Origin of the sequence: Chitinophaga agri (genome assembly GCF_010093065.1) — a bacterium.
Lineage (GTDB): Bacteria > Bacteroidota > Bacteroidia > Chitinophagales > Chitinophagaceae > Chitinophaga > Chitinophaga agri.
In genome coordinates this window covers 2,534,024-2,560,172 of sequence record NZ_CP048113.1, presented here as the reverse complement: position 1 = coordinate 2,560,172, position 26,149 = coordinate 2,534,024, and the positions used below count along the sequence as shown (strand labels likewise).

The 26,149-nt window shown below is 47.7% G+C and carries 19 protein-coding genes; 3 read left to right on the top strand and 16 right to left on the bottom strand.

Annotation, left to right across the window (positions count from 1 at the left end; all coding sequences use genetic code 11):
• Positions 1-35: 35 nt before the first annotated feature.
• The 6 genes from GWR21_RS09880 to ggt form a co-directional block, all read right to left on the bottom strand.
• Positions 36-4,751 (bottom strand): translocation/assembly module TamB domain-containing protein, encoded by a 4,716-nt coding sequence (locus tag GWR21_RS09880; protein WP_162331578.1) that lies wholly within the window; start codon positions 4,749-4,751, stop codon positions 36-38.
• Positions 4,752-5,011: 260 nt separating this feature from the next.
• Complete coding sequence (locus GWR21_RS09875) at positions 5,012-5,890, bottom strand: TraB/GumN family protein (protein WP_162331577.1); 879 nt, start codon at positions 5,888-5,890, stop codon at positions 5,012-5,014.
• Positions 5,891-5,892: 2 nt separating this feature from the next.
• Positions 5,893-6,939 carry a pyridoxal phosphate-dependent aminotransferase family protein gene (locus GWR21_RS09870; RefSeq protein ID WP_162331576.1) on the bottom strand — a complete coding sequence of 349 codons (1,047 nt, stop codon included), beginning with the start codon at positions 6,937-6,939 and terminating at the stop codon, positions 5,893-5,895.
• Positions 6,940-6,946: 7 nt separating this feature from the next.
• Positions 6,947-7,375 carry a hypothetical protein gene (locus tag GWR21_RS09865; protein ID WP_162331575.1) on the bottom strand — a complete coding sequence of 143 codons (429 nt, stop codon included), beginning with the start codon at positions 7,373-7,375 and terminating at the stop codon, positions 6,947-6,949.
• 5 nt (positions 7,376-7,380) lie between these two features.
• The gene (locus GWR21_RS09860) at positions 7,381-7,911 is read right to left on the bottom strand and encodes a DUF1572 family protein (protein ID WP_162331574.1); all 531 of its coding nucleotides are present in this window, start codon (positions 7,909-7,911) and stop codon (positions 7,381-7,383) included.
• 21 nt (positions 7,912-7,932) lie between these two features.
• Complete coding sequence (gene ggt, locus GWR21_RS09855) at positions 7,933-9,633, bottom strand: gamma-glutamyltransferase (RefSeq protein ID WP_162331573.1); 1,701 nt, start codon at positions 9,631-9,633, stop codon at positions 7,933-7,935.
• A gap of 198 nt (positions 9,634-9,831) precedes the next feature.
• Here ggt and GWR21_RS09850 point away from each other — a divergent pair, with 198 nt between their 5' ends.
• From GWR21_RS09850 to GWR21_RS09840, 3 genes are all read left to right on the top strand, one after another.
• Positions 9,832-12,606 (top strand): TonB-dependent receptor, encoded by a 2,775-nt coding sequence (locus tag GWR21_RS09850; protein WP_162331572.1) that lies wholly within the window; start codon positions 9,832-9,834, stop codon positions 12,604-12,606.
• A 172-nt stretch (positions 12,607-12,778) separates the two neighbouring features.
• Positions 12,779-13,183: a toxin-antitoxin system YwqK family antitoxin gene (locus GWR21_RS09845; RefSeq protein ID WP_162331571.1), complete on the top strand. Its 405-nt coding sequence runs from the start codon at positions 12,779-12,781 to the stop codon at positions 13,181-13,183.
• A gap of 68 nt (positions 13,184-13,251) precedes the next feature.
• Entirely contained in the window at positions 13,252-15,765 is a 2,514-nt protein-coding gene (locus GWR21_RS09840) for a M14 metallopeptidase family protein (protein WP_162331570.1), read from the top strand.
• Positions 15,766-15,841: 76 nt separating this feature from the next.
• Here GWR21_RS09840 and GWR21_RS09835 read toward each other — a convergent pair whose 3' ends face one another.
• The 10 genes from GWR21_RS09835 to GWR21_RS09790 all read right to left on the bottom strand — a co-directional run bounded on the left by GWR21_RS09835 (position 15,842) and on the right by GWR21_RS09790 (position 25,966).
• Positions 15,842-16,444 (bottom strand): redoxin domain-containing protein, encoded by a 603-nt coding sequence (locus GWR21_RS09835; RefSeq protein ID WP_238430286.1) that lies wholly within the window; start codon positions 16,442-16,444, stop codon positions 15,842-15,844.
• A gap of 788 nt (positions 16,445-17,232) precedes the next feature.
• Positions 17,233-18,195: a YihY/virulence factor BrkB family protein gene (locus GWR21_RS09830; protein WP_162331569.1), complete on the bottom strand. Its 963-nt coding sequence runs from the start codon at positions 18,193-18,195 to the stop codon at positions 17,233-17,235.
• Between the two features lie 13 nt (positions 18,196-18,208).
• Positions 18,209-19,267 (bottom strand): endolytic transglycosylase MltG, encoded by a 1,059-nt coding sequence (gene mltG, locus GWR21_RS09825; RefSeq protein WP_162331568.1) that lies wholly within the window; start codon positions 19,265-19,267, stop codon positions 18,209-18,211.
• Between the two features lie 65 nt (positions 19,268-19,332).
• Positions 19,333-19,680, bottom strand: coding sequence for a preprotein translocase subunit SecG (gene secG, locus GWR21_RS09820; RefSeq protein ID WP_162331567.1), 348 nt, complete (start codon positions 19,678-19,680; stop codon positions 19,333-19,335).
• Positions 19,681-19,691: 11 nt separating this feature from the next.
• Complete coding sequence (locus tag GWR21_RS09815; protein ID WP_162331566.1) at positions 19,692-21,032, bottom strand: hypothetical protein; 1,341 nt, start codon at positions 21,030-21,032, stop codon at positions 19,692-19,694.
• A gap of 48 nt (positions 21,033-21,080) precedes the next feature.
• The gene (gene lptE, locus GWR21_RS09810) at positions 21,081-21,596 is read right to left on the bottom strand and encodes an LPS assembly lipoprotein LptE (protein ID WP_162331565.1); all 516 of its coding nucleotides are present in this window, start codon (positions 21,594-21,596) and stop codon (positions 21,081-21,083) included.
• Positions 21,597-21,650: 54 nt separating this feature from the next.
• The gene (locus tag GWR21_RS09805; protein WP_162331564.1) at positions 21,651-22,910 is read right to left on the bottom strand and encodes a sigma-54 interaction domain-containing protein; all 1,260 of its coding nucleotides are present in this window, start codon (positions 22,908-22,910) and stop codon (positions 21,651-21,653) included.
• Between the two features lie 72 nt (positions 22,911-22,982).
• Entirely contained in the window at positions 22,983-24,404 is a 1,422-nt protein-coding gene (gene miaB / locus GWR21_RS09800; protein WP_162331563.1) for a tRNA (N6-isopentenyl adenosine(37)-C2)-methylthiotransferase MiaB, read from the bottom strand.
• Positions 24,405-24,489: 85 nt separating this feature from the next.
• A complete protein-coding gene (locus GWR21_RS09795; protein ID WP_162331562.1) occupies positions 24,490-25,110 on the bottom strand; it encodes a response regulator in 621 nt (206 codons plus the stop codon).
• Positions 25,094-25,966 carry a sensor histidine kinase gene (locus tag GWR21_RS09790; RefSeq protein WP_162331561.1) on the bottom strand — a complete coding sequence of 291 codons (873 nt, stop codon included), beginning with the start codon at positions 25,964-25,966 and terminating at the stop codon, positions 25,094-25,096. The genes GWR21_RS09795 and GWR21_RS09790 overlap by 17 nt, the downstream gene beginning before the upstream one ends.
• Positions 25,967-26,149: the final 183 nt, after the last annotated feature.

Below are 26,149 nucleotides of genomic sequence, written 5' to 3'. Positions count from 1 at the left end.
TCAATTTCGAACCAATCTTCGCTGCACTACAACTCCTAATTCCCCATTCTCTTTACACTGTCTTCCTTCTCCCGCTCTTCCTGTCTGGCGGCTTCCGCTCTTCGCATCGAATCCAGCATCCTCCTTCTGTTACGCTCATTGAACAGCTCAGAGAACTTATTATACTCACGTATATAAGATATCCCCAGACCTGCCTTGTTACGGTTCACCAGGTTATATACATCATAATCTGACTTACTAAATGCATTGATACGGAGACGGCCTTCCGGTGTCAGGAGGTATTCTGCACGGAAGTCTCCCGCAAAGCGGTTCGCATTGGCCGAAGTATTGGCTTTACCCCAGTCATAGTCACCGCCTACATACAACCTGATCCTGTTGTTATACAGGTTACTGGTCACACCCGCACTTACCTGGTTACGGTCAAGGGAGGCATTGTCCTGATTCCCAATATTATAGGCGCGATAGTTGACGTTTATACCGATACCGCTGTTCTTAAGCAGCACGCCGGTGATATTATTCAGAATGGCAGATGCCTGGGCACTCAATGCTTGTCCCACACTGTTTTTACCTGTGGTAGCCACGTTTGCACCGCCGGCCGAGTTAGGGTCTTCCGGCAGGAACTGATTGAACAGCAGCAGTCCCGCCATCTGCTGGAGCGCCTTGTTCTGGTCCTGGTTGATCTCACGCAGCTTAGCCGCTACGCCGCTCTCATAGGCCAGGGAACCTACATTCGGCAGATTGATCTCGTAGGTAATGTCTGGCTTCATCAGCTCATTACGCAGGTTGATCAGGATGTCCACACTTTCTGTACGGGTAGCCAGTTTGTCACTCGCCGTAGATGCGGTACCTACCAGGTTGTACAGACTGACTTTGGGTAAATTGTATTTCGCATGGATGTCCACCTTCGCTTCTGTCGGATCGCCGTTCCAGGTAATGGTACTGTTCCTGTCGATTTTAAACTTCCAGCTGGTCAGCCTTTGTAAGGAGAAGATATATTCACCACTATTGATCTCGTAATTACCGAACATGTTAAAATCTCCTTCGGTATTAACCATGATCTGCAGATTACCGGTACCATTCGCCGTGATCATATCACCGGAAGCGGCATCCATGATCACATCGATCTGCGCATCTGGTGTGGCTGAAATATCCAGCTTTACATTCAGCTTGACGTTATCTTTCTTCTTTTTCTTCTCTTCTTTCAGCTCCGTTCCATAGGTCTTAAATGTGATATAGTCGGACCGGCCGATGTCTTTACTGTCAGATAATGGCAGATAGAAGTGTGTGCCTTTGCCCGGTCTGGCCTGTATACGTAATTGCAGATCCTGGAGTGGTCCGGAGAAATACACCTTACCATCGGATATCACTTCTCCATAGAACAGGTCACTGTCTGCCGCACCTGTATTCAGGAATACGAAGTTGCGGGCATTCACGTCAAAGTCGAAGTTCAGGTTATTAAAATGGTCATGCGAGATATAGCCGCTGGCACTGGCCTTACTATTATTCTTATCAACGATCGTAAAGTTGCCAAACTCGATCAGGTTGTCATCTATATTCACGTTGAGTTTTGGAATGGTATAATTTGTACCCAGGTACAAGACCCTGACGCCTACATTATCTGCCCGCAGGTTACCTCGTACGGATGGTACTTTGGTCGTACCAGCTACTTTAAGGTTGCCGGTGAGGTTGCCTTTCAGCTCCGTCACATATTCATTCACAAAACGGTCCAGTACACTAAGGGACGTTCCATTAAACTCCACATTGGCTTCCAGGCGGTTATTGGTTTCCGATACACCTACCAGCCCTTCTGCGAAGAAGTTCTTACCCTTGTTCTCTGAACGCACGGCAAAGGTGACGTCATCTGTCTCCTGCTGATAACTGCCTTCAAAAGTTACGAGTCCGATAGAGTCATTGTCTATGCGTAATTCACTGGTCGTGATATTAGCTTCTACGGCAAGATTATGTGTAGGGTCGGAGATGTCGAGCCTGCCATCTGCAAAACCTTCTATACGCATGCTGGTCACCTGGGAAGGAATGACGTCCGCCAGATTCAGGTTCTTCAGGTTTATGAGGAATCGGGACTCATCCGGATTGAACTCATTGGTTTCCACCGTAATACTTTGTTCATTCCTGGTTACCTGCAGGTTGTTGATCGTCAGGAAGTCTTTACTCCAGTAGATCTCATTACCCGGAGTGACATTCCATTGCCGCTCATTGACGGTAAAGGCACTGTTCAGGAAATTCACTTTTATACCTTCGGCCACCGTTACCACTCTGGCATAGAAACCGTCGAGGGTAGAGGAGTCCCCTGCCTGCAGGTCTACTTTGATATAGGAAGTGTCCTTGCCGGAATTAGCCAGGATCAACGGATGTTGCAGCCACACCTTATCGCCGGAAGAGACTTTACCTATACTGGTACTGATATCGATCTTATTGAAGTTACCGGTACTCTTCAGCTGCAGGTCCTCAAAATGGAAGTTCCTGTAAGAGGCCAGTGGCACATTCACGTTCAGGGAAAGTCCACCATTGATCGTGTTCAGCGCTCCCTGTATAGTGGAATTGTCAAATCCGGAAATATCTTTGGTGAATCCGCGGATCAGTTTGTCTACGTTACCAAGGTTAAAGGCAAAGGAGAAATTCTGCCGGATACTGTCTTTAGGGGCAGTAGGGAAATAGCTGGGATAATATTTGTTCGCCAGCAGCTGAAATGCGGCTGGTAATTGCATGAAACTATAATTACCTTTCACATAACCGCCGATCTCACTACCCTGTATCGCCAGTACCTTCTCATTATTTTCAACGTGTGTGGATACATTCAGGGAGTCAAATTCCAGTCTCCGCTGATCTTTGAACAATGACACATTATAAACCCTGGCAGACCCATTAAAGTTATCAATATTGCTACCCGCAAAGTTGAGTGCCAGTTGTGCCTGTAAGACGATGGAATCTTTGGTCAGCTGTAAGGCACGCAGGTTGCTATGACGGATGTCCGCATCAAAATCAAACACCGGCACCGTTTCATTGAAGTCGATCGTACCGGCAAAGTCCATGTCGAGATTAGGGTCATTGGCTATCAGGGAACCATTGAAGAACTTACGGTTCATGTCCCCCTTCGTCTTGATATTACTGTAGGAGTAACCGTTCACGGTGATCTGCTGTACATCTGCGTCAACCGCTGCTTTCAATGTTTTGAAGTTAAAACCTTCCCCGTTCAGCTTCGCATTGAGGGATATACTGGTCAGTTCGGGTACGTCCAGCAGTTTTCCTACATTGAAGGCGTCGGTGGTCAGACTACCTGAATACACCGGTACGTCCCTGTTTGTCTTGAAGTTAATATCCGAGTTCAGGTTACCCAGGTTTGTCTGGAACTTACCGTAAGCAACGAAGTCACTCACGAATCCGGTAAAACTTCCCGCAAAGCGGATATTGGTCAGCCGGTCGAGTTGCAGCGGTTCGGTATTCTTTAACTCAGGCGCGATACTGATGATATCAGCACCCGTTGTGATCAGTTCATCCGCATGGAAATCAATGGAGGTGTTATTAATATCCGGTAGTCCACGCAGTTCAACACCTCCCAGTAGCCGGGTGGTAGTACCTGCCTGTAGTTCTATATTGTTTGCTTTCAGGTTGCTCACCGGACCTCTTGCATCACCGTTCAGTAAGATCTCTTTTTTCCAGTCGGACAGTATCGGTGCGAAATAGGCGATATCGTCAGAATGCAGCTTACTGTTGACGATATGTGCGCGCATATACACCGCATTCACATAGTCGTTCATGTCACTGATATCTGCATACTGCATGGTGTAATAGTCCCTGAGATGGCTACGGTTGGTCAGCAGGTCCATGTGAGAGAACTCCATTTCCACCGGTGACATTTTAAAACGGGCGGTCAGTTTCTTTACCTGGAACCCACTCCGTTCCTTTGTACTCATCGTAAGATCACCCAGGATGCTGTCTTTGACTATACTGGTATTGGTCAGCGCCAGGTTGATATTATTAAAGCGGATATGATTCGGTGCAAAATAACCTTCATCTACTGGCGTAGGGTCTTCCAGATCATCCACGCCTAATGTACCGTCTTTGATGGAGATCTCTTTTACCAGCAATTTCCAGTTAGCGCTGTTCCAGCGTAATGCCGGGATAGCAGCTGTGTCTGCAAGTTCAGGTGCAGGTGGCGCCGGTCTCTTTTTACGGAGAGGGGAGGCGGGATACCGGGTAATGATAAACGTAGGTTTATCAAGCGTCACTTCCTGTATGTCAATGTTATGCAGATTCAGGTCTATATTCTTCGCATCGAGATAAATGCGTTTAGCCGCAATACGCATATCTTCACCGATCCAGGCGTCGATCTGATTAACACGTACATTACGCAGGTCAGTTTTACGCAGATCGAGGGATACGCCGCCACTGCCTTCCTTCTTCCTGTGCGTGGTATCTGCCGGGACACTGAATTCATCTATGATAAACTGATAGTTCCATAAAGAATCATTCCTGTGCCGTATCAGGTTCACATCCGCATCTTCCAGACCGATGAATTTCAATACCGGCTTCTCCTGAAAAAAGAACCAGTCAGTAATACGTAACTGCAGTACCCGGGCATAAAGCAGGGTGTCTTTATGGCGGTCTTCGATCAGCGTACCTTCCAACCGCAGACTGTTGAACAGCCGTATATCGACATGTTCTATTTCCACCTTTGTCTTCAGTTGTTCAGATAACCGGCTTGTCGCTTCATGCACAAGGAAATTCTGCACGACCGGAATATTCACAAGGACGCCTGTCAGAATAACAAGCCCGAGTAAACTCAGGAGGATAACAAGTAATATTTTACGTACTTTTTTCAGGCAGCGAGATTTAATCCGGCAAAAATAGTTGAATTAGTCCATAGTCCATAGCTGAATAGTCTGTGGGAACAACGATTTATTGGTCCGGTAGTGTTGATGGCATTCCAATGAGAACGCAGGAGCCGCGCTGCTAGTCTGTATACGGGGAATTATAGCAATGATTTAACAATTTATTGTATCGGCTTTACAGTATAACCTTGTTTGCGTAACAGCTCAATTACACCAGTATTACCACCCAGATGTCCGGCGCCTACGGCAAAGAAGGTAGGTGCTTTCGCAGCTTCACTGGCAATGATGGGCACCCAGTTGCGGTTCCGCTGGTCGAGCAGAAGATCTTTATACTGGACCATATCCTCAGTCTCGGCCATCAATACGCTGAGCGCATTAATATCCTGTGCCTTGTATGCTTTGATCATTTTACTGTAGATCTCCTGTGTTTTTACAGGGTCTCCGATCGTTTTGAGGATCATCTGCGCCTCATCTTTATCAGGGATGCTGTCGAAAATGGCCACCTGGTCTGTCGCTTTCTCCAGTCCATGTACCGGCAACTGTTGGGTCTGGGCTATTTTCATCAGCTCTGCTTCGCAAGAGGCGGGGTGCTGACAGCTGGAGGTAAAGTGCTGTCTTGCTACCAGGGATAGCAGTACCAGCGGCTTGAACCTGTCGAGTGCCGCGATGTTGGTATGGAGTGAATCCTGGCACCAGTCAGCCAGTTGCTTGTATTCCGCTTCGCTCACCAGTGCTTTGAGCGAATAGCCTTCCGGCATCATCAGGGACGATTGCAGGGACTGCATCTCTTCCTGGTCCGACATATCGATTTCGAGGTATAATGATTTGACTTTCTTTAGTGCATCCTGTGTGGCCTGCGAAAAATGCAGGTCTTCCGCACAGATCATATGGATGGTGCCATACAGCCAGGAAGGACTTTTGAGGTCTTTACCGGAGATCTCCCACAACAGCGAAGACTTTTCTCTGGCTTTTTGCTGAGCATTGGCGGTTAACAACGAGAAACTGCAAAGCAGCAACGTACCGATCTTTTTAAGTAACATACCTATTGGTTTATGAGTAATGCATTCAATACCTCGAGATCTTTTTCCGTATGCTGGGCGGAAACAATGATCCGGTTGATGGCCGGGCTGTCCGGACGCGGATACCCGAATGAAGAGATCATAACGTCATGGTCCAGCAGGTATTGCTCAATGCCGTTACGGCCTTTCAGCAGAAATACAGGCAGATGAAAAGGGTTATACAGATAAGGTTTATCTGCTGTCAGCCTTTCAAAGTACTGTATCTGCTGCTGCAACAGCGCCCGCTGTTTTGCATGTAACGGAAAGCTTTGCAGAAATGCCCACGCATTGGCAGGCATCATCGGCGTTGCTCCTGTGAACAAAGTAGTTCTTTTGATAGCAGCAATATCCGCTGCGTGGCCGGCTATCACTCCTCCCTGCGCACTATAAGCCTTTGCCAGTGAAGCTGCCACGAGATACCGCACTGCCGCATGTTGCGGTAAACGGCTGATAATACCATTGCCTTCTTCTGAGACAATTCCTATGCCATGCGAATCGTCCGTTACGACCAATAGCTGTCGTCTTATTGCGCTCAGCCAGCTGAATTCGTTAATGGTACTGGTCAATGGATTGACGCCATCTGCAATGATCACGAATGTATGATCAGGATGTGCATTTACTTTTGCTGTTGTTTTGACAGCCCATTCTGCCCAGCTCTCTGTCGGTATGGCCGGTTTACCAGTCCACAGGGACGGATGTGCACCGGGTGCGTATAGTAGTTCGCCTTGTGTGGCTGCATATTGTGCCGCTGCCTGAGAAGCGAGGTAGCCTGATGAAAAGGTGGCAGCCGACTGTTGCTTTAATAATACAGCGAGCGCATGCTCCAGTTCTTCGTACAGCTCCAGCCGGGTATTGGCAATCCTGGATGAAATGAACACGGTACCATACCGGTCGATCCCTTCTTTCAGCAACGCCTGGAAGTCAGGATGACTATGCAGTCCCAGATAAGAAAAACCGGAAAAGAAGAGATATTCTTTTCCGGCAATATGGGTCGTACTGGTGGGCGTCGTATGGGTGAACTGTGCCTGCATACGTGTATTACTCAGCTTTTGTTTTCAGAATAAAGTAGTATTCACCGGACTTTACCTTCATGTCAAAATGTGTCTCATCCAGTTTGGTGACAGTGACCAGGTTCTCAGAAGAACGGAGTCCATTGGCGCCGGTAACAGATATCACTTTACCGTTACTCAGCAGTTTATATTTGCCTGAATCTGGTTTGTTGTCAATAGTGGCGATGAACAGGTTATTGTCAAGAAACTGATAATACACATTCGTATAATAGCCTCTTTTCAGATCGATCGCCTGTGTGATCTGTGTGTTATCATATGCATTGTCAGCTGGCACAACAACATCGTATACACGCCATTTCTTGTGTATGAGCAATTCGTTTGTACGGCTGCTGTTACAGGCGCTGAGTACAACAGCCACTATAGCTGCAAAAATGGTTATCCTTGTTTGGATCTGCATCGTTATTACTGTTTTTTTCCGAACATATCGTTGTTAAAGTCCTGCGATTTCCCTTTAGGAATGGACAGACTCTGCCAGTCGTCTTTTTTAATCATTTTACCAATGTACACAATTTGTCCTACATGATAGGGGATGTGCGCCAGCTGCCTGTTAATGGCGTCAAGCACTATGTGCGGCTCGCTACGTATATACACGGTTTTCTCCAGGTCTGCTGGTGTCAGGGCGGCAATTGCATCCAGCATACAGGTCCATCCGTCTTCCCATAACTGCCGGATAGCAGCGACTGATGCATCGTCTTCTTCAAATTCCGTGTCTCTGTTACGCCATGGTTTTTCTCCATCGCTGTGGAGAAAGTCTGTCCAGCGGGACCGCATGTTACCACTCATATGTCTGATGATCAGGTAGATGCTGTTAGGCGCTCCTTCCGGCTGCCAGTGCAGCTGCTCTCCTGTAAGTACGGCAATGGTCTGGTCACCCAGTGATTTGTAATAGTTCAGCCTCTTTAAGGCACTATCCAGAAATATCTCTCCTAACATAACAAATGATTTAACTGGTTGTTAATAGCCGGCAGCACTGTCATCACCTCTCTTATCGCCTACTGCTTCCAGCTGACCTCTTTCATTGACCTTTATGAGTTCAACACGGCCTATCGGACTGCTTCTTTCTATTTTGTAGCCCATCCGTCTCAACTCGTCCAGCGGTGTCTGATCAAAGTCTTCTTCTACGACTACTTCATCCGGCAGCCATTGGTGATGGAACTTTGGTGCATCTACTGCCTGTTGCGCTGATAAGTTAAACTCAAGGAGGTTTACCAGTGTCTGGAAGACGGATGTGATGATCGTAGAGCCGCCTGGTGTACCGGTTACAATAAAAGGTTTTCCTTTTTTCAGTACGATCGTCGGCGTCATGGAGCTCAGCATACGTTTGCCGGGAGCGACTGCGTTAGCTTCTGCACCTACCAGTCCGTACATGTTAGGTACACCTGGTTTTATACTGAAGTCGTCCATTTCATTATTGAGGAAGAAGCCGGCTCCACCCACTACTACTTTGGAGCCATAACCGCCATTCAGCGTAGTGGTAACTGATACCGCATTTCCTTCTGCATCCATCACGGAAAGGTGTGTTGTCTCCTTACTTTCATATACCATACCGGCAGTCACCTCTTTACTGCTACCTGCCTTTTGGGGATCATAATCTTCCATGCGGGCATGCAGATAATCCGCTGATGTCAGCTGTTTTACCGGAACTTTTACGAAGTCCGGATCACCCAGGTATTTGGCTCTGTCAGCATAGGCGCGGCGTTCCACTTCTATCATCAGCTGCATAGCTGATACAGAATGAAAGCCCCATGCATTCAGCGGATACTTCTCTGCCATTCCCATCATCTGCTGTAAAGCCACGCCTCCGCTGGAAGGTAAGGGCATGGTTACGACCTGGTATGCTTTATAGGGAAAGGTAACGGCGGCCCTTTCTTTGGCTTCATACGCCTTCAGGTCAGCAGTAGTGATCAGACCATGTCCGCGTTGCATTTCAGCTGTGATCAGACGGGCGGTCTCTCCTTCATAGAAGCCCGCGCGGCCATTATCCCTGATCCTTTTCAATGTCGCTGCAAGGTCTTTTTGTATCAGGGTATCACCTGCTTTCCATTCCCTGTTCCTGACAAAAGCGTTGCCCTGGGTATTTAAACGTTTAAAATTATCCTGATTCCTGTTCAGTGCATTGGCCTCCCGTTGCGTGATCACATAGCCCTTTTCGGCCAGCAGGATAGCAGGTGCGATCAGCTGCTGCATGGTTAGTCTCGCGTAAGGCAGTGAAGTATATAGTCCTGCTACCGTACCTGGTACGCCGCATGCCAGATGTCCATCCTGGCTCAATGCCGTATTGGCATTACCTTTTTTATCGAGGTACATATCCCTGGATGCCGCTGCCGGTGCTTTTTCCCGGTAGTCAATCGCGATATCTTTACCGTCTTTCAGATGTGCGACGAGGAACCCTCCTCCGCCAAGATTACCTGCGGCCGGGTACACAACAGCCAGCGCCAGCTGCGTGGCAATGGCAGCATCTACGGCATTACCGCCCTGTTGCAGCATCTGAAGTCCCGCCTGACTGGCCAGCGGATGTGCCGATACCACCGCCCCTTTTGAAGCAATGACCTGTTTCTCAATTTTGTAATGATATGCGTCATTCTTCACGGGACGCTGTTGAGCATAAGCCACACTGGTAATGGTAATAGCCAGTAATATTAAAACACTACGCATGTCTATGGGTTTTTCCTTAAATGATCGTGAATGGAATATTTGCAAGTTATTATAAAATGCGCTCCCAAATTAGTATTTTACAGGTAGACATAGGCCCGTGACGATATATGTAGCGCATCATAACCAATAAGAACAACTCAAAGCACCATAAACCCGGATAACCGACATCTTTTAAACCTAAAATCTAAATCAGACCCTATGTTACACTTTGTAACCCGCCTGCGAAGCTGTGTGCTTCCCATTCTTCTTTTTCTATGCATGTCAACAGCCGCTTATGCCCAGACAGGCACCATCACCGGTACTGTTACAGATGGCAAAGTGCCGCTGGCCAATGCTACTGTACATATTGAGCATTCCAATAAAGGTGGATACACCAATGCGCAGGGACGCTTCTCTGTCGAGATAGTGCCTGGTACGCATACGGTGATCATCAGTTATGTGGGATTTGTCCCGCAGCGAAAAACAGTTACCGTTGCCGCGGGACAAACAGTCACCGCTGATGTGGTACTTGCCGCCAGTACTACGATGAATGAACTGGTCGTACTGGGTTCCCGTAACCTGCCACGTACACAAACAGAAACTCCTGTGCCTGTTGATGTCATTGATATCAAGAGGATCGCTGCGGATGCCCCACAGGTGTCAATTAACCAGATACTCAACTACGTAGCACCCTCGTTTAGTTCCGGTACGCAGACGGTGGCCGATGGTACAGACCATATTGATCCTGCTTCTCTCCGCGGGCTTGGTCCTGATCAGGTATTGGTGCTGGTAAATGGTAAACGTCGTTATAATACGGCCCTGGTTAATGTGAACGGTACGTTCGGTCGTGGCGCCGTTGGTACAGATATGAATAGTATTCCAACAGCCGCAATTGACCGTGTGGAGATACTTCGTGATGGCGCTGCCGCACAATATGGTTCTGATGCGATCGCTGGTGTGATCAATATTATACTGAAAAGTACGGTCAACCGACTGACTGTCAACGTCACTACCGGTGCTAATGTGACGGCCCAGGCGGATGACAATATCGACGGACAGACCGTTCAGACGGGTGTCAATTATGGTATTCCTGTCGGACAGAAAGGTGGTTACATCAATTTCGGAGGTTCTTACGACTACCGTAACTACACTAACCGCTCAGGACCGTGGGTCGGGGCGATCTACAGAACATATCCCGGTGGTGTGGACAAGACAGACTCTTTTCTGGTCGCCAACAACATTACCCGCAATGATATCCGTATGCGTGCAGGGCAGTCCAGGTTGCGCAGTGCGCAGTTGTTTATGAATGCCAGCATACCGCTGGAGAATAATGCAGAAGTGTATTTCTTCGGAGGAGTCGGTTATCGCAATGGGAACGCTGCCGGAGTATACCGGTTGCCACATGATAGCCGGAACATCATAGAAATATATCCGCTGGGATTCCTGCCGCAGATCCAGAGTGATATCTACGACCGCTCTTTCGCTGGAGGTATACGGGGTAATATTGGTGACTGGAAAGTGGACTTTAGTAACACCTACGGTCGTAACGAGTTCGGCTTCAAAGTGGAGAACTCGCTGAATGCTTCGCTGGAAAAGGCGTCTCCCACACGCTTTACCTGTGGAGGGCCGGTCTTCACCCAGAACACTACCAACCTCGATTTTTCCCGCCGGCTGGATGTGCTCCAGGGTGTGGATGTTGCTTTCGGTGCAGAACACCGGTTTGAACAATATCAGCTGGTAGCCGGGGCAGAGAACTCTTATACAGATTATGGCCGCGCTACCAGGATCGGCACAGATGCTAATGGCAATGATATCCTGATACCGGACCCTCAGGGCGCTATTAACACTATTTTCGGTCCTGACGGTTCTGCAAGACCTGGTGGTGCGCAGGTATTTCCTGGTTTCCGTCCTGAAAACGCGATCAAGGCGACCCGCAGCGCTATAGCTGGTTACCTGGACGTTGAAGCAAATTTCTCCCGTGCCTTCCTGCTTGGCGGTGCGCTGCGTTTTGAAAATTATAATGACTTTGGCAGTACCTTAAATGGTAAACTTACCACCCGTTACAAGCTGAGTGACAAAACTGCTATCAGGGCATCAGCCAGTACGGGCTTCAGGGCGCCATCCCTGCATCAGCGGTACTATTCTTCCACATCAACATTATTCGTAGATGGGGTGCCGTATGAAGTAGGTACTTTCACCAACGACAGTCGCCCGGCACAACTACTGGGTATTCCGGAACTGAAACCGGAGAAATCAAGAAGCGTCAGTGCAGGCTTCACCGGTAGTTTCGGAAAATTCAATCTGACCCTGGACGGTTACTTCACCCGAATTAATGATCGTATCGTGTATACGGACCAGTTTTCGGGTAGTAATGCAGATACTGCATCAGCGATCGATAAGGAAATATACCAGTTACTGTCCCTTGCTAATGCCAACAGGGCGGCTTTCTTCGCGAATGCCATCAACTCGGAAACGAAAGGGATAGACCTTGTACTGACTTATAGCACCCGACTGGGAACAGGCACCTTCCGCGCTGACCTGTCTGGTACCTATAGTTATACGCAGCGGGTAGGTGATATCCAGGCATCTGAAAAACTAAAGGGAAAAGAGCATATCTACTTCAGCCGGGCAAGCCGCATTTACCTGGAAAGAAGCGTGCCCCGTGAAAAAGTGAACCTGACATTATCCTATAATATCGGCAAGTTCAACGCCTTCCTGCGTAACGTGCATTTCGGCAGTGTGGAAGAAGCAACCAATGATCCTAACTTCTACCAGACGTTCTCTGCAAAGGTGGTGACGGATGTGGCTGTTGGTTATAAGCTGACGCCTGCGCTTAAACTAAGTGCCGGATCAAACAACGTATTGGATGTATATCCCGATCTGGTAACGAACCCAGCCAATACCACAAATAATCAGTTCAGGTATTCCAGGAGAGCGACCCAGTTTGGTTACAATGGACGTTTCCTGTTCGCAAGACTGGAACTGAATTTATAACATTGTGAATATCAAATATTAGTCAACACAATAAAAAGGCACGAAAATCGCTTATACAATTGTGTAAGCGATTTTTGTTACCTGCACTTTCTTTATATTAGGATATTTGTATATATTGGGTAGGGCTTTTAGAGGGCAATACCAGCATTGTAGGCCTGGTGAACATATTTCTATGACTAAATACAGCAGATTACTTTCAGGATTATCATTACTATCGCTGACAACAGGCGCCTGGAGTTGTACGGATACCGTAGCACCTAACAGGCAACTATTGCGCCAGGTGATGCGTGAGGAAAACGGCAGTATACGCTGGAAGGTATATGGTTTTTCAGACGATCCCAATAAGGAGAAAGTTGAGGTTTACTTTACCAATGGTAAAGTAAAAGAAGTGTTTTTCCGCCATTACGGACATAAAGAGGGACCGGGTACTGTCTTTTATGAGAATGGTACCTTATCTGAAACCGGCCACTGGCATGAGGACAACCGGGTAGGAGAGTTCCGCTATTACCGGCAGGATGGTAAACTGGAATGCGTCCAGTATTTCGGTCTGATAGGAGAAAGTATAGAACCCCGTTAACCCATCCACACAATCTCCGCGTATAAGTCTGCAATTGTTTACCTTAGGTAAATAAACAGAAGCATATTATGCGCAAATTCCTGCTATCATCCCTTATACTGCTCATGATACAGATCGGGTATGCCCAGACACTGCCTACTCCTGATCAGTTTCTGGGTTATGCGCTCGGGACACAATTCACGCCCTATTATCGCGTATTAGCTTACTACGAAGCTGTCGCCGCTGTGACACCCAACATGCAGCTGATCCAGTACGGTACTACTTACGAAGGCCGTCCGCTGATGCTGGCGATCCTTTCCTCTGCCGAGAATACCGGCAAAATCGAGCAGATCAGACAACACAACATTGACATTGCTAATGGCACCGGGAAACCTGCCGCCGGTGATCCTGCCATTGTATGGCTTAGTTATAACGTACATGGTAATGAGGCGGTATCTACAGAGGCCTCGATGATCACGCTGTACATGCTGGCGAACAAGGCCAATACACAACAGCAGGAATGGCTGAAGAATGTCGTAGTACTGATTGATCCCTGCCTGAATCCTGATGGAAGGGAACGTTATGTCAATTTTTACAACCAGGTGCATACCCGTTATGCAGATCCCCTGCTGTTTGCAAGAGAGCATAACGAGCCGTGGCCGGGAGGTAGGGCCAATCACTATTACTTTGACCTGAACAGGGACTGGGCATGGCAAACGCAGGTCGAGTCGCAGCAGCGTGTTGTTCAGTATAGCCGCTGGATGCCGCAGGTGCATGTAGACTTTCATGAACAGTCGATCGATGCGCCTTATTATTTTGCGCCGGCAGCGGAGCCATTTCATGACATCATCAAACCCTGGCAGCGCAGCATGCAGATGTTGATCGGAAAGAACAATGCACGTTATTTCGATCAGGAAGGCTGGCTGTATTTTACGAAAGAATTTTTCGATATGTTTTATCCCAGTTATGGCGATACCTATCCTACCTACAATGGTGCTATCGGTATGACCTATGAACAGGGCGGCGGCGGAAGGGCCGGTCTTGCCGGACTGAAACAGGATGGTGATACACTGACTTTATCTCAGCGTATTGCACATCACCGTACGACAGGTTTATCTACTATTGAAATTGCTTCACAGGAATCAGCACAGTTGCTGAAAGAATTTTCGAAATACTTTTATGATGCGGTGCATACACCGGATGGCCCCTATCTGTCATATGTAGTGAAAGCAGCGGGGAATAATGAAAAACTGGCTTCCCTGGGGGCTTTGCTGAACAAAAACGGGATCCGCTTCGGATATGGTGCTGCTGTAGGAAAGGCTAACGGATTTAACTATTTCAATGGCAAAACGGAAAACTTCACTATCGATAAGGAAGACATGGTGATCAGTGCCGCACAGGCCAGGTCTAATTTGCTGAAAGTGTTGTTTGAACCTGATTCCCGTTTATCCGATTCAGTTACCTATGATATCACCGCATGGTCGTTACCTTATGCTTACGGGTTGCAGACATACGCGTTGCGGCAGTTACTCACACCAGCAAAGGATAGTTTGCAGACAACTGTAAACACAGCACTCGTAGCTACCCGTCCCTATGCTTACCTGGCACGCTGGAACAGCATCAAGGACGTGCGTTTTCTTTCCGCATTACTGCAGAAACGTATTCGCGTAAGATATGCAGAAGGTGATTTCATGGCAGGTGGTAAAACATTTCCGGCCGGCACACTGATCATCACCCGTTCAGGCAATGAGGCCGCCAACGGACAGTTTGACGAACAGGTCGTGCATCTTGCCAATACCTATAAAACAACCCTGGATGCAGTTGCCACGGGGTTCGTGGAAAAAGGAGTGGACTTCGGCTCGGAAAAGGTCCGTTTCATCAAGCCGGTCCGGGTAGCTGTAGTAATGGGCGAGGGCGTCTCTTCCCTCGCGGCAGGAGAAGTATGGCATTTCTTTGAGCAACAGATCAATTATCCACTGACAGTCGTGGATATAAAGCAGCTACCTGCTATCAACTGGAAAGCCCTGGATGTGCTGATCCTTCCCGATGGTAACTACAGGTATCTGTCAGATAAAGACATCTCCAATAAGCTAAGGGACTGGATCAACGCTGGTGGTAAACTGATCGTTATGCAGGAGGCACTGGCGCAGATCGCCTCACTGGACTGGGGTATTCACCTGAAGAAAACGGAAGAAGACAAGGAGGAGAAAAAGGATGACTACACACTCCTGAAGTCTTATGCCAACCGTGAAAGGGAAGGAGTAAAACAGGCTATTCCCGGCGCCATTTACAAAGTACAGTTAGATAATACCCATCCGCTGGCTTTCGGCTTTCCTGCGGTTTATTATACCCTTAAACAGGACAGCAGGATATATGATTATCTCGAAGATGGCGGCTGGAATGTCGGCATCATTAAGAAGGATAATTATCTCAGTGGGTTCGTAGGTACGGAGACGCGTAAGAAGCTGAAAGATGGTTTGCTGTTTGGTGTAAAGGAAATGGGAGAGGGCAGGATCGTGATGATGGCAGATGATCCGTTATTCAGGAGTTTCTGGGAGAATGGGAAACTGTTATTCGGGAATGCGTTGTTTATGGTTTGGTAGACATAATAAGGATAAGTGTTTTATCAGAAAAAGCCTGGCAGATGTATCATGCTGCCAGGCTTTTTTCTATGTTTCGCTAAAACCGCTTGATATTACACCCCAGTGCCGTCGTAGCATTCACTTTCACCGTTTTCCCTGCCAGCATTTCATTGATCGCCGTATGCAAATGCCGCATCTTCACTGCTTCTGCATTCCCCGGATTATCATCAATAGCGCCTTTATAAACCAGTTTTGCCTGCTGATTGAAGAGATAACATTCCGGCGCATGATTCGCCTCGAAAGCATCCGCTAATTCCGCTTTTTTATCGACTACATAATACCAGTTATACTGCTGACCATTCGCATATGTTTTCATCGCCGTCAGCACGCTTTTTTCATCAGTACCAGCGATATTGGAATTGATCAGCACCACGCCGATGTTATTGCTAAGCGCATACTTACATATTTCCTGTGTCCGCAACTGATTGCGCTCAACGTATGGGCAGGTATTGCCGGAGAACATTACAAGCAGACCATTATTCATCCTGGCTTTATTCAATGTGATCTCTTTACCCGAGCAGTCCTGCAATACCAGGTCCGCCTTAGGCAACGGCGCGCCTATCTCCAGTGGGAGATCAACAGGGGAACGCATGGCCACAAGCCAGACGCTGATCAAAAGTAGACAGTTAAGTGTTTTCATAAATATAGGTTTCAGGTTAACTACATCCCTTTTATACATGTTGGCATAAAAGGTGAAACAATGCCTGGAACCGACCTGAGATTCCATTACAAAGATACAAAATATGTGATGTTTTTATCTAATTTATGCCCTTTATTCTTCACATCTCTTTGCCCAGAATCCTCCCACGGGTAAGGATTTCAGCCTTTTCGTCCTACCATCGCTCTTGCAGGTTTATACCCATTGACATCCAATATTTTGTATCGTAAAAAACACGGCCAACCTACATCCGGAATGTACTATTCTGTAGGCACCATTCAGTTTGTCTGCGCATGCATTGGGTTGAAAACCATCTGATTACAATGCCAGCTTCCATCTCCTGATCTTTCGACCCCGTTATTTCAATGATCATAGTTTTACTCAAACCAGTAGCCCTTCTTCAGGCAATTTACGGTGAAGGGCTGCAGGTACGTTGCGAGAGTTTTGCCGCCTGGCAGTGTACATGTGTATTCGCAAGCGTACTTTCCTACCATGTGTGAAGTTTTCCGTATTATCAGGCTTTTATAAACCTGACATTGTTCAGTGTAAAGGATTAGCGGGTAAATTATTTGCTGTCACAACTGCCGGTACAACAGGAGAGGGGGCGCTTCCTGTGATGGGTGCTGCCTTGGGCTGTGACCGATATCACGATATCAGCAAGTATTTCAACGCGGTTTTCAACAAAGTACACGGGCTGTTGTTTCCACGTCACAAAGGGTCGATATCGCGTCGCAGGCTGTCTTTGTTCTTAAGTTTTCAGATCAAAACCTTTACTTCACTTCCTGCGGCAGATCCTCTTTCCGCATATTTGCAATTTCTTTCAGGATACGAATACTCGCATTGAGCTCAAATCCTATCAGCAGAATAAAAGAATAAAAATACACGGATAACATCAGAATCAGGATCGTTCCAACAGATCCGTAGATCTTGTTATAGTTGCCAAAATTATTCACGAAGAATGAAAACAATATTGTCACCAATATCATCAGCACCGTAGCAAACGTCGATCCTGCAGTAATAAACTTCCATTTCTTTGTTGTTGCCGGTACGAACCGGTAAATGACTGACAACATAGAGAAGAATAGCAACCCTATGAGCACCCAGCGCGCTACATCAGCCAACGACAGGATCCGCGGATCAGTAATACCCAGCCGGTTGAATACAAAGTCTAGTACGGTGCCTTGCGCGATGATCAGTATGACAGTGAGCAACAGCAGCAGAATGAGAATGACGGTTAGTTTCAGCGCCATTAAACGCTTCTGCCACCACTTCCGCCGGCGGAAGCCCGGAAGCTTTTTATTGAACGATCTGGCGATCCCCATCACCGCATTCGAAGAAGCAAAGAATCCCATGACGAAGGCAATAGACAGCAACCCGTTACGGTGTGTGTACAGGAAGTCATGGATCATGTCGCGTATGATGATGTAGGTATTGTAATTAGGAGTAACATCCTCTGCCAGTTCATACAACGTTGCCTCTACATTTTGCATAGGGATATAGGGCACGAGGGTGAACATGAAGATAAAGAATGGGGGAATGGCCAGCAGAAAGTTGAATGAGATAGCTGCTGCCCTTTCCCCCAGGCTCTGATTATGCATTTCTTTCAGAAAGAATTTGATCACATCATACAGCGGCACTCCCTCGAAACCTGGCAATACCAGCGTTTTGCTGATGCTTACCAGTTTACGGAAAGGTCTGGATGCTAAGATGATCTGTTCTGGTCTGAATGGCATTGTTTATGACTGGTTATATACCCCTCGCATTGAGCGCCTGATGGAATGCATGCGCATTTTTCATGTGTTCAGCGTAGGTAGCAGCAAATGCATGATATCCGGAGAAATCAGCCTTCGCACAAAAATAGATATAATCAGTTTCCGGTGTATTCAGTACAGCTTCTATTGATTTGATGGAAGGCGTACAGATCGGACCCGGAGGGAGGCCGGTCACCTGATAGGTATTGTAAGGCGATTCGAAGGCAATATGCCCTTCTCTGATCCTTCTGATAGAGAAGTCCTGTAAAGCGAATTTCACGGTCGGATCGGCCTGCAGACGCATACCTTTACGGAAGCGGTTCAGGTACACACTGGAAATAAGTGGTTTCTCATCATTTTTGTTGGTCTCTTCATCCACAATAGAGGCCAGGATGGTCACCTGTACCGGTGTCAGTCCCAGTCGCTGGGCAGCCGCCTTACGGGCATCTGTCCAGAAAGCAGCAGATTCCTTTTCGATCTTTTTGAAGGCATTCTCGGCGCTGGTGTTCCAGTAAAACTGGTAACTGTTCGGCATAAAGGCACTCATTACCGTGTTGGTGTCCAGCCCGAACTGACGCAGGTATACCTGGTCGCTTAACAGGGCACGGAAGGTGGCGGAGTCTGCTTCCAGGTTAGAGCAGATCTTTTTTACCAGGTCCTGCTTGGTCCGCAGTTTAGTAATGGTCAGGGTAACAGGCGTCTGACGACCGGAACGCAGCATTTTAACGATGTCAAAATTGCTCATGCCCCTGCTGATCTTGTACTTACCAGCTTTTACACGGTTGGGATAACCCAGTTCCTTCGCTACCCAGTTAAAGCTGGTGCGGCTGCGGATGATCTCCTGTTCTTCCAGTCCGTCTAACACTGCTTTATAGGTACTGCCAGTACGTACATAGAAGAATTTGCTGTCGCCAAAGGCTTTTGTATTAGGTCCAAACACACGATATCCTACGTATACCAGCAGGCCGGCCAGAATTGCAGCGGCAGCCACCAGCAAACGTTTCATCCATACATTCTTAGTCTGACTCTTTTTTGCGTTGCTTTTTTTTGCCATAGGATGGTATTCAATAAAAAACCTCGCTTTTAGGGCGAGGTTCTGAAATAGCTTAACAGCGAGAATTATTTAGATTGCTGTGCCGGTGCAGGTGCTGGCAACGGAGTACTAGCCGGAGCAGGTGCCTGAGCAGGAGGTACAGTTACATTCTGTTCCATGATAGATTTCCTGGTGTCAGGAGCAATACCTTTTGTAACGAACAGGGAAGATGTCAGGCACAGTACGGCAATGATGGCAGACAGTATCCAGGTACCTTTTTCGAGTACATCGGTAGTCTGGCGTACACCCATCACCTGGTTACCAAATCCACCTAATGTACCACTTAAACCACCACCTTTTGGGTTTTGTACCAGTACGAAGAAGCCCAAAAGCACACAGGCCAGGATGATTAAAATGCCGAAAATCAATAACATAGTATTATAAGTTAGCTTTTTTCTGTTAGTAACTGAAGTTCCTTAATCTTTTGCGCAAAATAAGCGCTTTTGTTGGGATTAAGCAAACTTAATTTTTGATATATGAGTATTGCTGTCTGATACTGCTGCTGGCGGGCCCAGATCTCTGCGAGTGTCTCAGAAACAATATCATTATTAAGGGTAATAGAGCTCATCGCCATCTTCTCAACAGCCTCTGATACTTCCGGATTTGCATCCTCATAACTGCGATGCATCTGTTCCTGGTACCATTTCTTGCTGGCTTTCTCCGCAAAGGTGTCTTTCATCTCTCTCAGCCAGGAAGTGAAGCTCTTCATTTCTGCCGCACCTTTATCACTCAGTGTCTCTGCATTTACAGGATCTTTCAGGCGTTTGTACGCGAAATAGTCATCACTGTATAAAGGCTGGAATGTCAGTGCGCCTTCTGCCGGAGCGGAAGTGTCCAGTGGGTATATCTTGATCGAATCTGTCTCGTCTGAAGGTCTTGATACCGGTTCGGCAGGAGTCGCTGCCTGTACTGGCGTCTCTGTTACTGCGGCTGCCTGAACAGGTGCTGCAATAACCTCTTCTTCAGTGACCGTGATCTCTTCTTCCTGCGCCATCACTTCCGCTGCGGGGACTTCCGCAACAGGAGATACAGCTTCTGCTACGGGTATATTGATCTCCATTACCGGATTGGCCATCTGTTCTGTGGCGATCGTTGCTGCCGTAACCGGCGCTTCTGGTATAAATGCAGGGATCGGATCAGGTGCAGGTGTCTCCACAACCGGTATTTCCGTGATCGCTTCCGGTATTGGCGCCGTTACTACGGGGGCTGGCGTCACCAGTTTAGCTGCGGCTACCGGTACTTCAGGCGTCTCTGCCGGAGCTGGTATGATCTCTTCAGCTACTGGCGCATTGATGGGTGCTGTCACTGCCTCCGGCTCTGCTGTAGCGGGTAGAGCCGTTGTAGCAGGTGCTAGAGCGGGTGCTACCACCTCTGCCACTGGTTCACTGACAGGTACCGGTACTTCAACCGGTGCCGTTTCCGGCTGCGTGACAGCCAACACTTCCGCTGTCTCAACCGGCGCTGTTACCGGCTCTGCAACGGCCATGCTTTTCTCGTCTGTTGTGACAAAACGGTAGAAGTAATGCATGTTGTTGCTGTACTGCTGTGCCTTCTTTACTGCCGGTGACAGCAGGTTCTTATGTACCGTATATTGCTTGCGTGCCAGCAGCAGACGGGCAGCTGTAAAGTACGGATAAGTAGACACCAGCCTCTCCAGGGCGGACTCGTCAACCTGTTTAATATCAGGTTGCTGGAATATGTGTTGGACGATCCTGTTTGCGGTCATATCTGCTAAAATATGAAAAAAAGTTAAATACGAAAGTTTTTGTAATACTTACCAGTTAGCAAACGCTTTGTTGAAAATATCATCTACGATCTGCGGCAGAATAGTATTCTCCAGCAGCCCGTTTTCTACTGCACTTGGCAGCTGGGAAGCCGAGAAGTCAGCCGAACGGGTAAATGCTTGCGTATAACCTTTTTTGTCGCCTATTCTTTTAACAAATGTGATGTTAACCGTCACCGTCAGCCTGGAAGTAGCTGCCTGGTCAACATTCGTTACCGCGGCATTGCTGAAGGAATAACTGGTCACTGCTCCCTTGAACTCGTAATCTGCTCCTTCCTCATTGATCTGTACCAGTTTGGTCTGTGCCTGTACCTTCGTACGTAAACGTTCTGTCAGGTTCTGGCTCATAGTCGGATTGGTGATAGGTGCCCTGTTCTCAATGAAACGAACATTCACTGTTTTGGCGCCTGGTTCGATACTCGCACCGGTAGCGGAGTATTTAACAGAACATCCTCCCAGTACCAGTAATAAGCTGATGGTAACTATTCCCTGAAGTAATCTGATCATCGTGCTTGTATTAAGGCTGCCTGCCGGGAAAGGTATGCCCGGCAGACAACCACTTTATTCATTAATGTTGTATTCTTTCAATTTTCTATACAGCGTTCTTTCGGAGATACCGAGGTCCAGTGCTGCATCTTTCCTTTTGCCCTTATGTTTTTTCAGGGCTTTGACGATCAGTTCCTTCTCTTTGTCGGCAATGGATAATGTTTCTTCCACCTCTTCGTGGTGATCTATCTTGTTATTATCCTGTTGTAAAATGATCGGCTGCGGCGATGAAATAGCGGTTGGTACCGATACTGCTGCTGTTGTTACTTCCTGCTGCGGATGGAAGCTGTGTAATACGTGATTATCCTGGAAATTGCCGGCATGTGCGACAGCAGGGTTCTGCAGGATGTCGAAGAACATCTTTTTCAGTTCTGTCACGTCTTTCTTCATGTCAAAGAACAGCTTGTACAGAATATCTCTCTCGTTGGCAAAGTCGCCGTTACTTTTAGCTGCTGGTGCCGCGATCATAGGCAGTCTGGAGGCTTCCGTCACCTCTGGCAGGAACCTTCTCAGTTCGTGTGCATTGACGAGTTTGTCCTGGGTCAGCACAGAGATCTGTTCTGCCATATTCTTCAGCTCACGTACATTACCTCTCCATGGATAATTCACAAGAATGTTACGTGCTTCGTCATCCAGCTGGATCGCCGGTGTCTTATAACGCTCTGAAAAGTCAACACAGAATTTACGGAACAGCAGCGGAATATCCTCTTTCCTGTCTCTCAGGGCGGGTACCCTGATCGGCACTGTATTCAGACGGTAATAAAGATCTTCCCTGAACTTACCCGCCTGGGTATGATCGAGCAGGTCCCTGTTGGTCGCTGCCACCACCCGTACGTCTGTTTTCTGCACTTTGGAAGAACCTACCCTGATAAACTCTCCTGTTTCCAGTACGCGCAGCAGGCGGGCCTGCGTACCCAGTGGCATTTCCCCGATCTCATCGAGGAAGATGGTACCACCGTTCACTGTTTCAAAGTATCCTTTACGGCTGTCTACCGCGCCGGTGAAGGAACCTTTTTCATGTCCGAACAGCTCCGAATCGATCGTTCCCTCCGGGATAGCGCCGCAGTTGACGGCAATAAATGGATTGTGTTTACGGGCACTTAGTGAATGGATAACATTTGAAAACGCTTCTTTACCAACGCCGCTTTCCCCGACTATCAGCACAGTAAGGTCCGTATTAGACACCTGTGCTGCTACCTGCAATGCATAATTCAATGCAGTCGAGTTACCTATAATGCCAAACCTGTTTTTAATGGACTGTATGTTATTATCCATATCATCCTCAATTTACCCACTTACAGGCCGTCAGGCACTGTAAATAGTGCTGTGATCCAATTAATTTGTCTTTTATGCTCTTCCTGTCGAAGTTCCCAGTAATGTGCCGGAAGTACAATCATCTACCTTCACCCATACATACTCACCCTTGCGGAAATCCTCTTTCGGGAATACCACTACTTTGTTATGATCTGTTCTGCCGAAGAGGTGCTCCTCTGAACGTTTGGATACGCCTTCAATCAGTACTTTAAACGTTTTACCAACATCCTGCTGCATACTCCTGAGCGTTTGTCCGCGATGGAGTTCCACTACTTCCGACAGTCTGCGTTTCTTCACTTCCTCTGGTACGTCATCCTGGTAACGGCGTGCAGCCAGTGTACCCGGACGTTCAGAGTAGAAGAACATGTAGGCCAGGTCGTAACGGGCATAGTCCATGAGGGTCATGGTATCCTGGTGGTCTTCCTCTGTTTCTGTACAGAAACCGGTGATCACGTCAGTAGATAATGCACAGCCAGGCAGTACCTCGCGGATGCGGTCTACTTTTTTCATATACCATTCCCTGGTGTAGGTACGGTTCATCAGTTGCAGGATACGTGTACTTCCGCTCTGCATAGGCAGGTGGATGTACTTACAGATGTTCTCGTATTTCGCCATGGTGAACAATACCTCATCGGTAATATCTTTCGGATGAGATGTACTGAAACGTACTCTGAGCAGTGGGCTGATCAGTGCTACGGCTTCCAGCAGGTTAGCGAAGGTGGTAATGTCATTATTATCTTCCGGATTGACCCAGTAGTAGGAATCTACGTTCTGGCCCAGCAGGGTAACCTCACGGTAGCCTCTGTTGAACATATCGGTCGCTTCCTGTAGAATGGATGCTTTGTCCCTGCTACGTTCACGTCCGCGTGTAAACGGTACTACACAGAAGGAACACATGTTGTTACAGCCACGCATGATCGACACGAAAGCAGTAACCCCATTGCTGTCCAGTCTTACCGGTGCGATATCGCCATAGGTCTCTTCACGGCTGAGCAGTACGTTTACGGCTTTCTGACCTGTTTCTGCTTCTTCAATGAGGGCGGGCAGGGTCCTGTAGGCATCAGGGCCGACGACCATATCCACCAGTTTCTCTTCGTCCAGCAGTTTGGCCTTCAGTCGTTCCGCCATACAACCAAGCACGCCTACCAGGAGTTCCGGGTTACGCTGCTTGATGGCGCGGAACTCATTTAAACGTCTGCGTACGGTCGTTTCCGCTTTCTCGCGGATAGAGCACGTATTCAGCAATACCAGACTCGCTTCCTCCACATTACGGGTAGGACCAAATCCCTCTTCTTTCAGGATGGATGCCACGATCTCACTATCGTTGAAGTTCATCTGGCAACCATAACTCTCTATATAGAATTTCTTTGTATAAGTCTGTGATTCTTCGGCCACTGGCAAGTAAGCCTCGCCCTGGCGACTTTCGTCATGCACTTTTGTAACCTGTTCCAGCATCCTTTTCTAGTAATTTTAGGATAGCAAAACTAAGCAATTAAATCCGAAAATGACAGAATGGCATGATAGGTAGGATGGCTACTGGTTACAGCCCTTTTTCAAGCAGGAAACGGGTGAGGGCAGCGGGACTCTTCAGTTGCAATTTCTGCATAATATTTTTCCGGTGTGTTTCGACCGTGTAAATGCTCAGATAAAGATGCGTAGCGATTTGCTGATTAGTAAGTTGCTGATTAATAAGCTGTAATATCTCCTTTTCTCGCCGGGTGAGGTTGAATTCCCGGAAAGGTGGCGGTTCCGGTTCCTGCATCCGGCTCATTTTCGGAAAACAGTTCTCTCCCCTCGACACCTGGCCGATGCTCTGTAATAGTTCATATTTATCACACGTCTTCACCAGGTACCCGTTCGCTCCATAACTATGGGCCAGCGATACCAGGTGAGGATCATTGTAACTGGAGAGAATGATAGTCCGGATCTTCGGCATTTCCTGCCGGATCTGCTTCATAGCTTCCAGTCCGTTGAGTATTGGCATATTGATGTCCAGAATGGCAAGATCGGGGTGAAGCTGCTGTAACATCTCTATTAGTACCTGACCGTTCGGAGCGATGCCCTGTACGGTAATGTTGGGTACCTGTTCCAGCAGTGAGCGGATGCCATCTGCAAAAAGGGTTTGATCGTCTGCAAGGACGATATTAACAGGAGGCTGCATGTTGTGGAATTACGGGAATATGAATGATAAAGGTTGTACCTGAAATGCCTGAATCAATGTGCAGATTTCCTCCCAGGGATCCGACCCTGGTTTTTACGCCGGCAAGACCGATCCCTGTTGAACTGCTGGTAAAGGCCGGCAGACCGATCCCATCGTCTTCTACCAGTATTTCCAGATAGTCAGGATAATAAAGCAGCTGAACAGTGGCTGCCGATGCTTTTGCGTGTCTGATAATGTTTGTGGTAAGCTCCATGACAATCCGGTAGAGTAACAGTTCCTGCCTGGGATTAAAACAGGGCTGGTATTTATTGGCACAGAAATGAAAAACGACTTCGGGTGAGTTCAGCAAACCAAAATAGGACTGGAGGATATCTGTAAGTGGCACATGTCCGAAGTGAGGAGGAATCAGGTTGTGGGCGGCTCTTCTCACATTCACACTGGTCTGATCTATCAGCCGTAACAGATAACCCGCCTGCTGTTCATCCTGTGCGGTCCGGTAATGCAGACTTTGCAGATTGACCCGGATGGCGGCCAGGTTGCTTCCGATCTCATCATGTATATCTTCGGCAATCCTTTTTCGCTCCGCTTCCTGGATATTGACTTCCTGGGTAGCCATCATCGCCTGCTGCTGCTCCAGTTGCAGTAACAATTCATGTTGACGCTTTGCATAAACATCCAGCCGCTTTATCATAACAACGATCCATAACACGACGATCCCGCAACAGGTGGCAGGTAAAATACCATTTGATAACACATAGCTGCTTACTGGGTAGGTAAGCTGTAATGGAAATACGATCGCCAGTTCCGGATTGGCCGGTACTGAGGGGATTAGTTGCATCAACAGTTCCTCGCTCATAGTACAGAGAAATAAGAGGATATAAATAGTAAACTTTGATAGCTAATTGACAGATTTTCTATTGGGGTGGTGCTGAAAAGTTTGTCCCTGAATCTTACCACAAGTCTACAAAAAAAAGTGTTGCCACGGTGAAATCTGCCGCCCTTATTTTAAAAAATAATATGACAAGCCCGGATTATATGA

Coding starts and splice junctions, on each gene's coding strand:
- lptE (WP_162331565.1), bottom strand. CDS start 21,596: ATGATCAGATTACTTCAGGGAATAGTTACCATCAGCTTATTACTGGTA.
- GWR21_RS09860 (WP_162331574.1), bottom strand. CDS start 7,911: ATGTTAGGAGAGATATTTCTGGATAGTGCCTTAAAGAGGCTGAACTAT.
- GWR21_RS09845 (WP_162331571.1), top strand. CDS start 12,779: ATGACTAAATACAGCAGATTACTTTCAGGATTATCATTACTATCGCTG.
- GWR21_RS09870 (WP_162331576.1), bottom strand. CDS start 6,939: ATGCAGGCACAGTTCACCCATACGACGCCCACCAGTACGACCCATATT.
- GWR21_RS09865 (WP_162331575.1), bottom strand. CDS start 7,375: ATGCAGATCCAAACAAGGATAACCATTTTTGCAGCTATAGTGGCTGTT.
- ggt (WP_162331573.1), bottom strand. CDS start 9,633: ATGCGTAGTGTTTTAATATTACTGGCTATTACCATTACCAGTGTGGCT.
- GWR21_RS09875 (WP_162331577.1), bottom strand. CDS start 5,890: ATGTTACTTAAAAAGATCGGTACGTTGCTGCTTTGCAGTTTCTCGTTG.
- GWR21_RS09805 (WP_162331564.1), bottom strand. CDS start 22,910: ATGGATAATAACATACAGTCCATTAAAAACAGGTTTGGCATTATAGGT.
- GWR21_RS09790 (WP_162331561.1), bottom strand. CDS start 25,966: ATGAGCGAGGAACTGTTGATGCAACTAATCCCCTCAGTACCGGCCAAT.
- GWR21_RS09815 (WP_162331566.1), bottom strand. CDS start 21,032: ATGACCGCAAACAGGATCGTCCAACACATATTCCAGCAACCTGATATT.
- GWR21_RS09835 (WP_238430286.1), bottom strand. CDS start 16,444: ATGAAAACACTTAACTGTCTACTTTTGATCAGCGTCTGGCTTGTGGCC.
- miaB (WP_162331563.1), bottom strand. CDS start 24,404: ATGCTGGAACAGGTTACAAAAGTGCATGACGAAAGTCGCCAGGGCGAG.
- GWR21_RS09840 (WP_162331570.1), top strand. CDS start 13,252: ATGCGCAAATTCCTGCTATCATCCCTTATACTGCTCATGATACAGATC.
- GWR21_RS09850 (WP_162331572.1), top strand. CDS start 9,832: ATGTTACACTTTGTAACCCGCCTGCGAAGCTGTGTGCTTCCCATTCTT.
- GWR21_RS09830 (WP_162331569.1), bottom strand. CDS start 18,195: ATGCCATTCAGACCAGAACAGATCATCTTAGCATCCAGACCTTTCCGT.
- secG (WP_162331567.1), bottom strand. CDS start 19,680: ATGTTATTGATTTTCGGCATTTTAATCATCCTGGCCTGTGTGCTTTTG.
- GWR21_RS09795 (WP_162331562.1), bottom strand. CDS start 25,110: ATGCAGCCTCCTGTTAATATCGTCCTTGCAGACGATCAAACCCTTTTT.
- mltG (WP_162331568.1), bottom strand. CDS start 19,267: ATGGCAAAAAAAAGCAACGCAAAAAAGAGTCAGACTAAGAATGTATGG.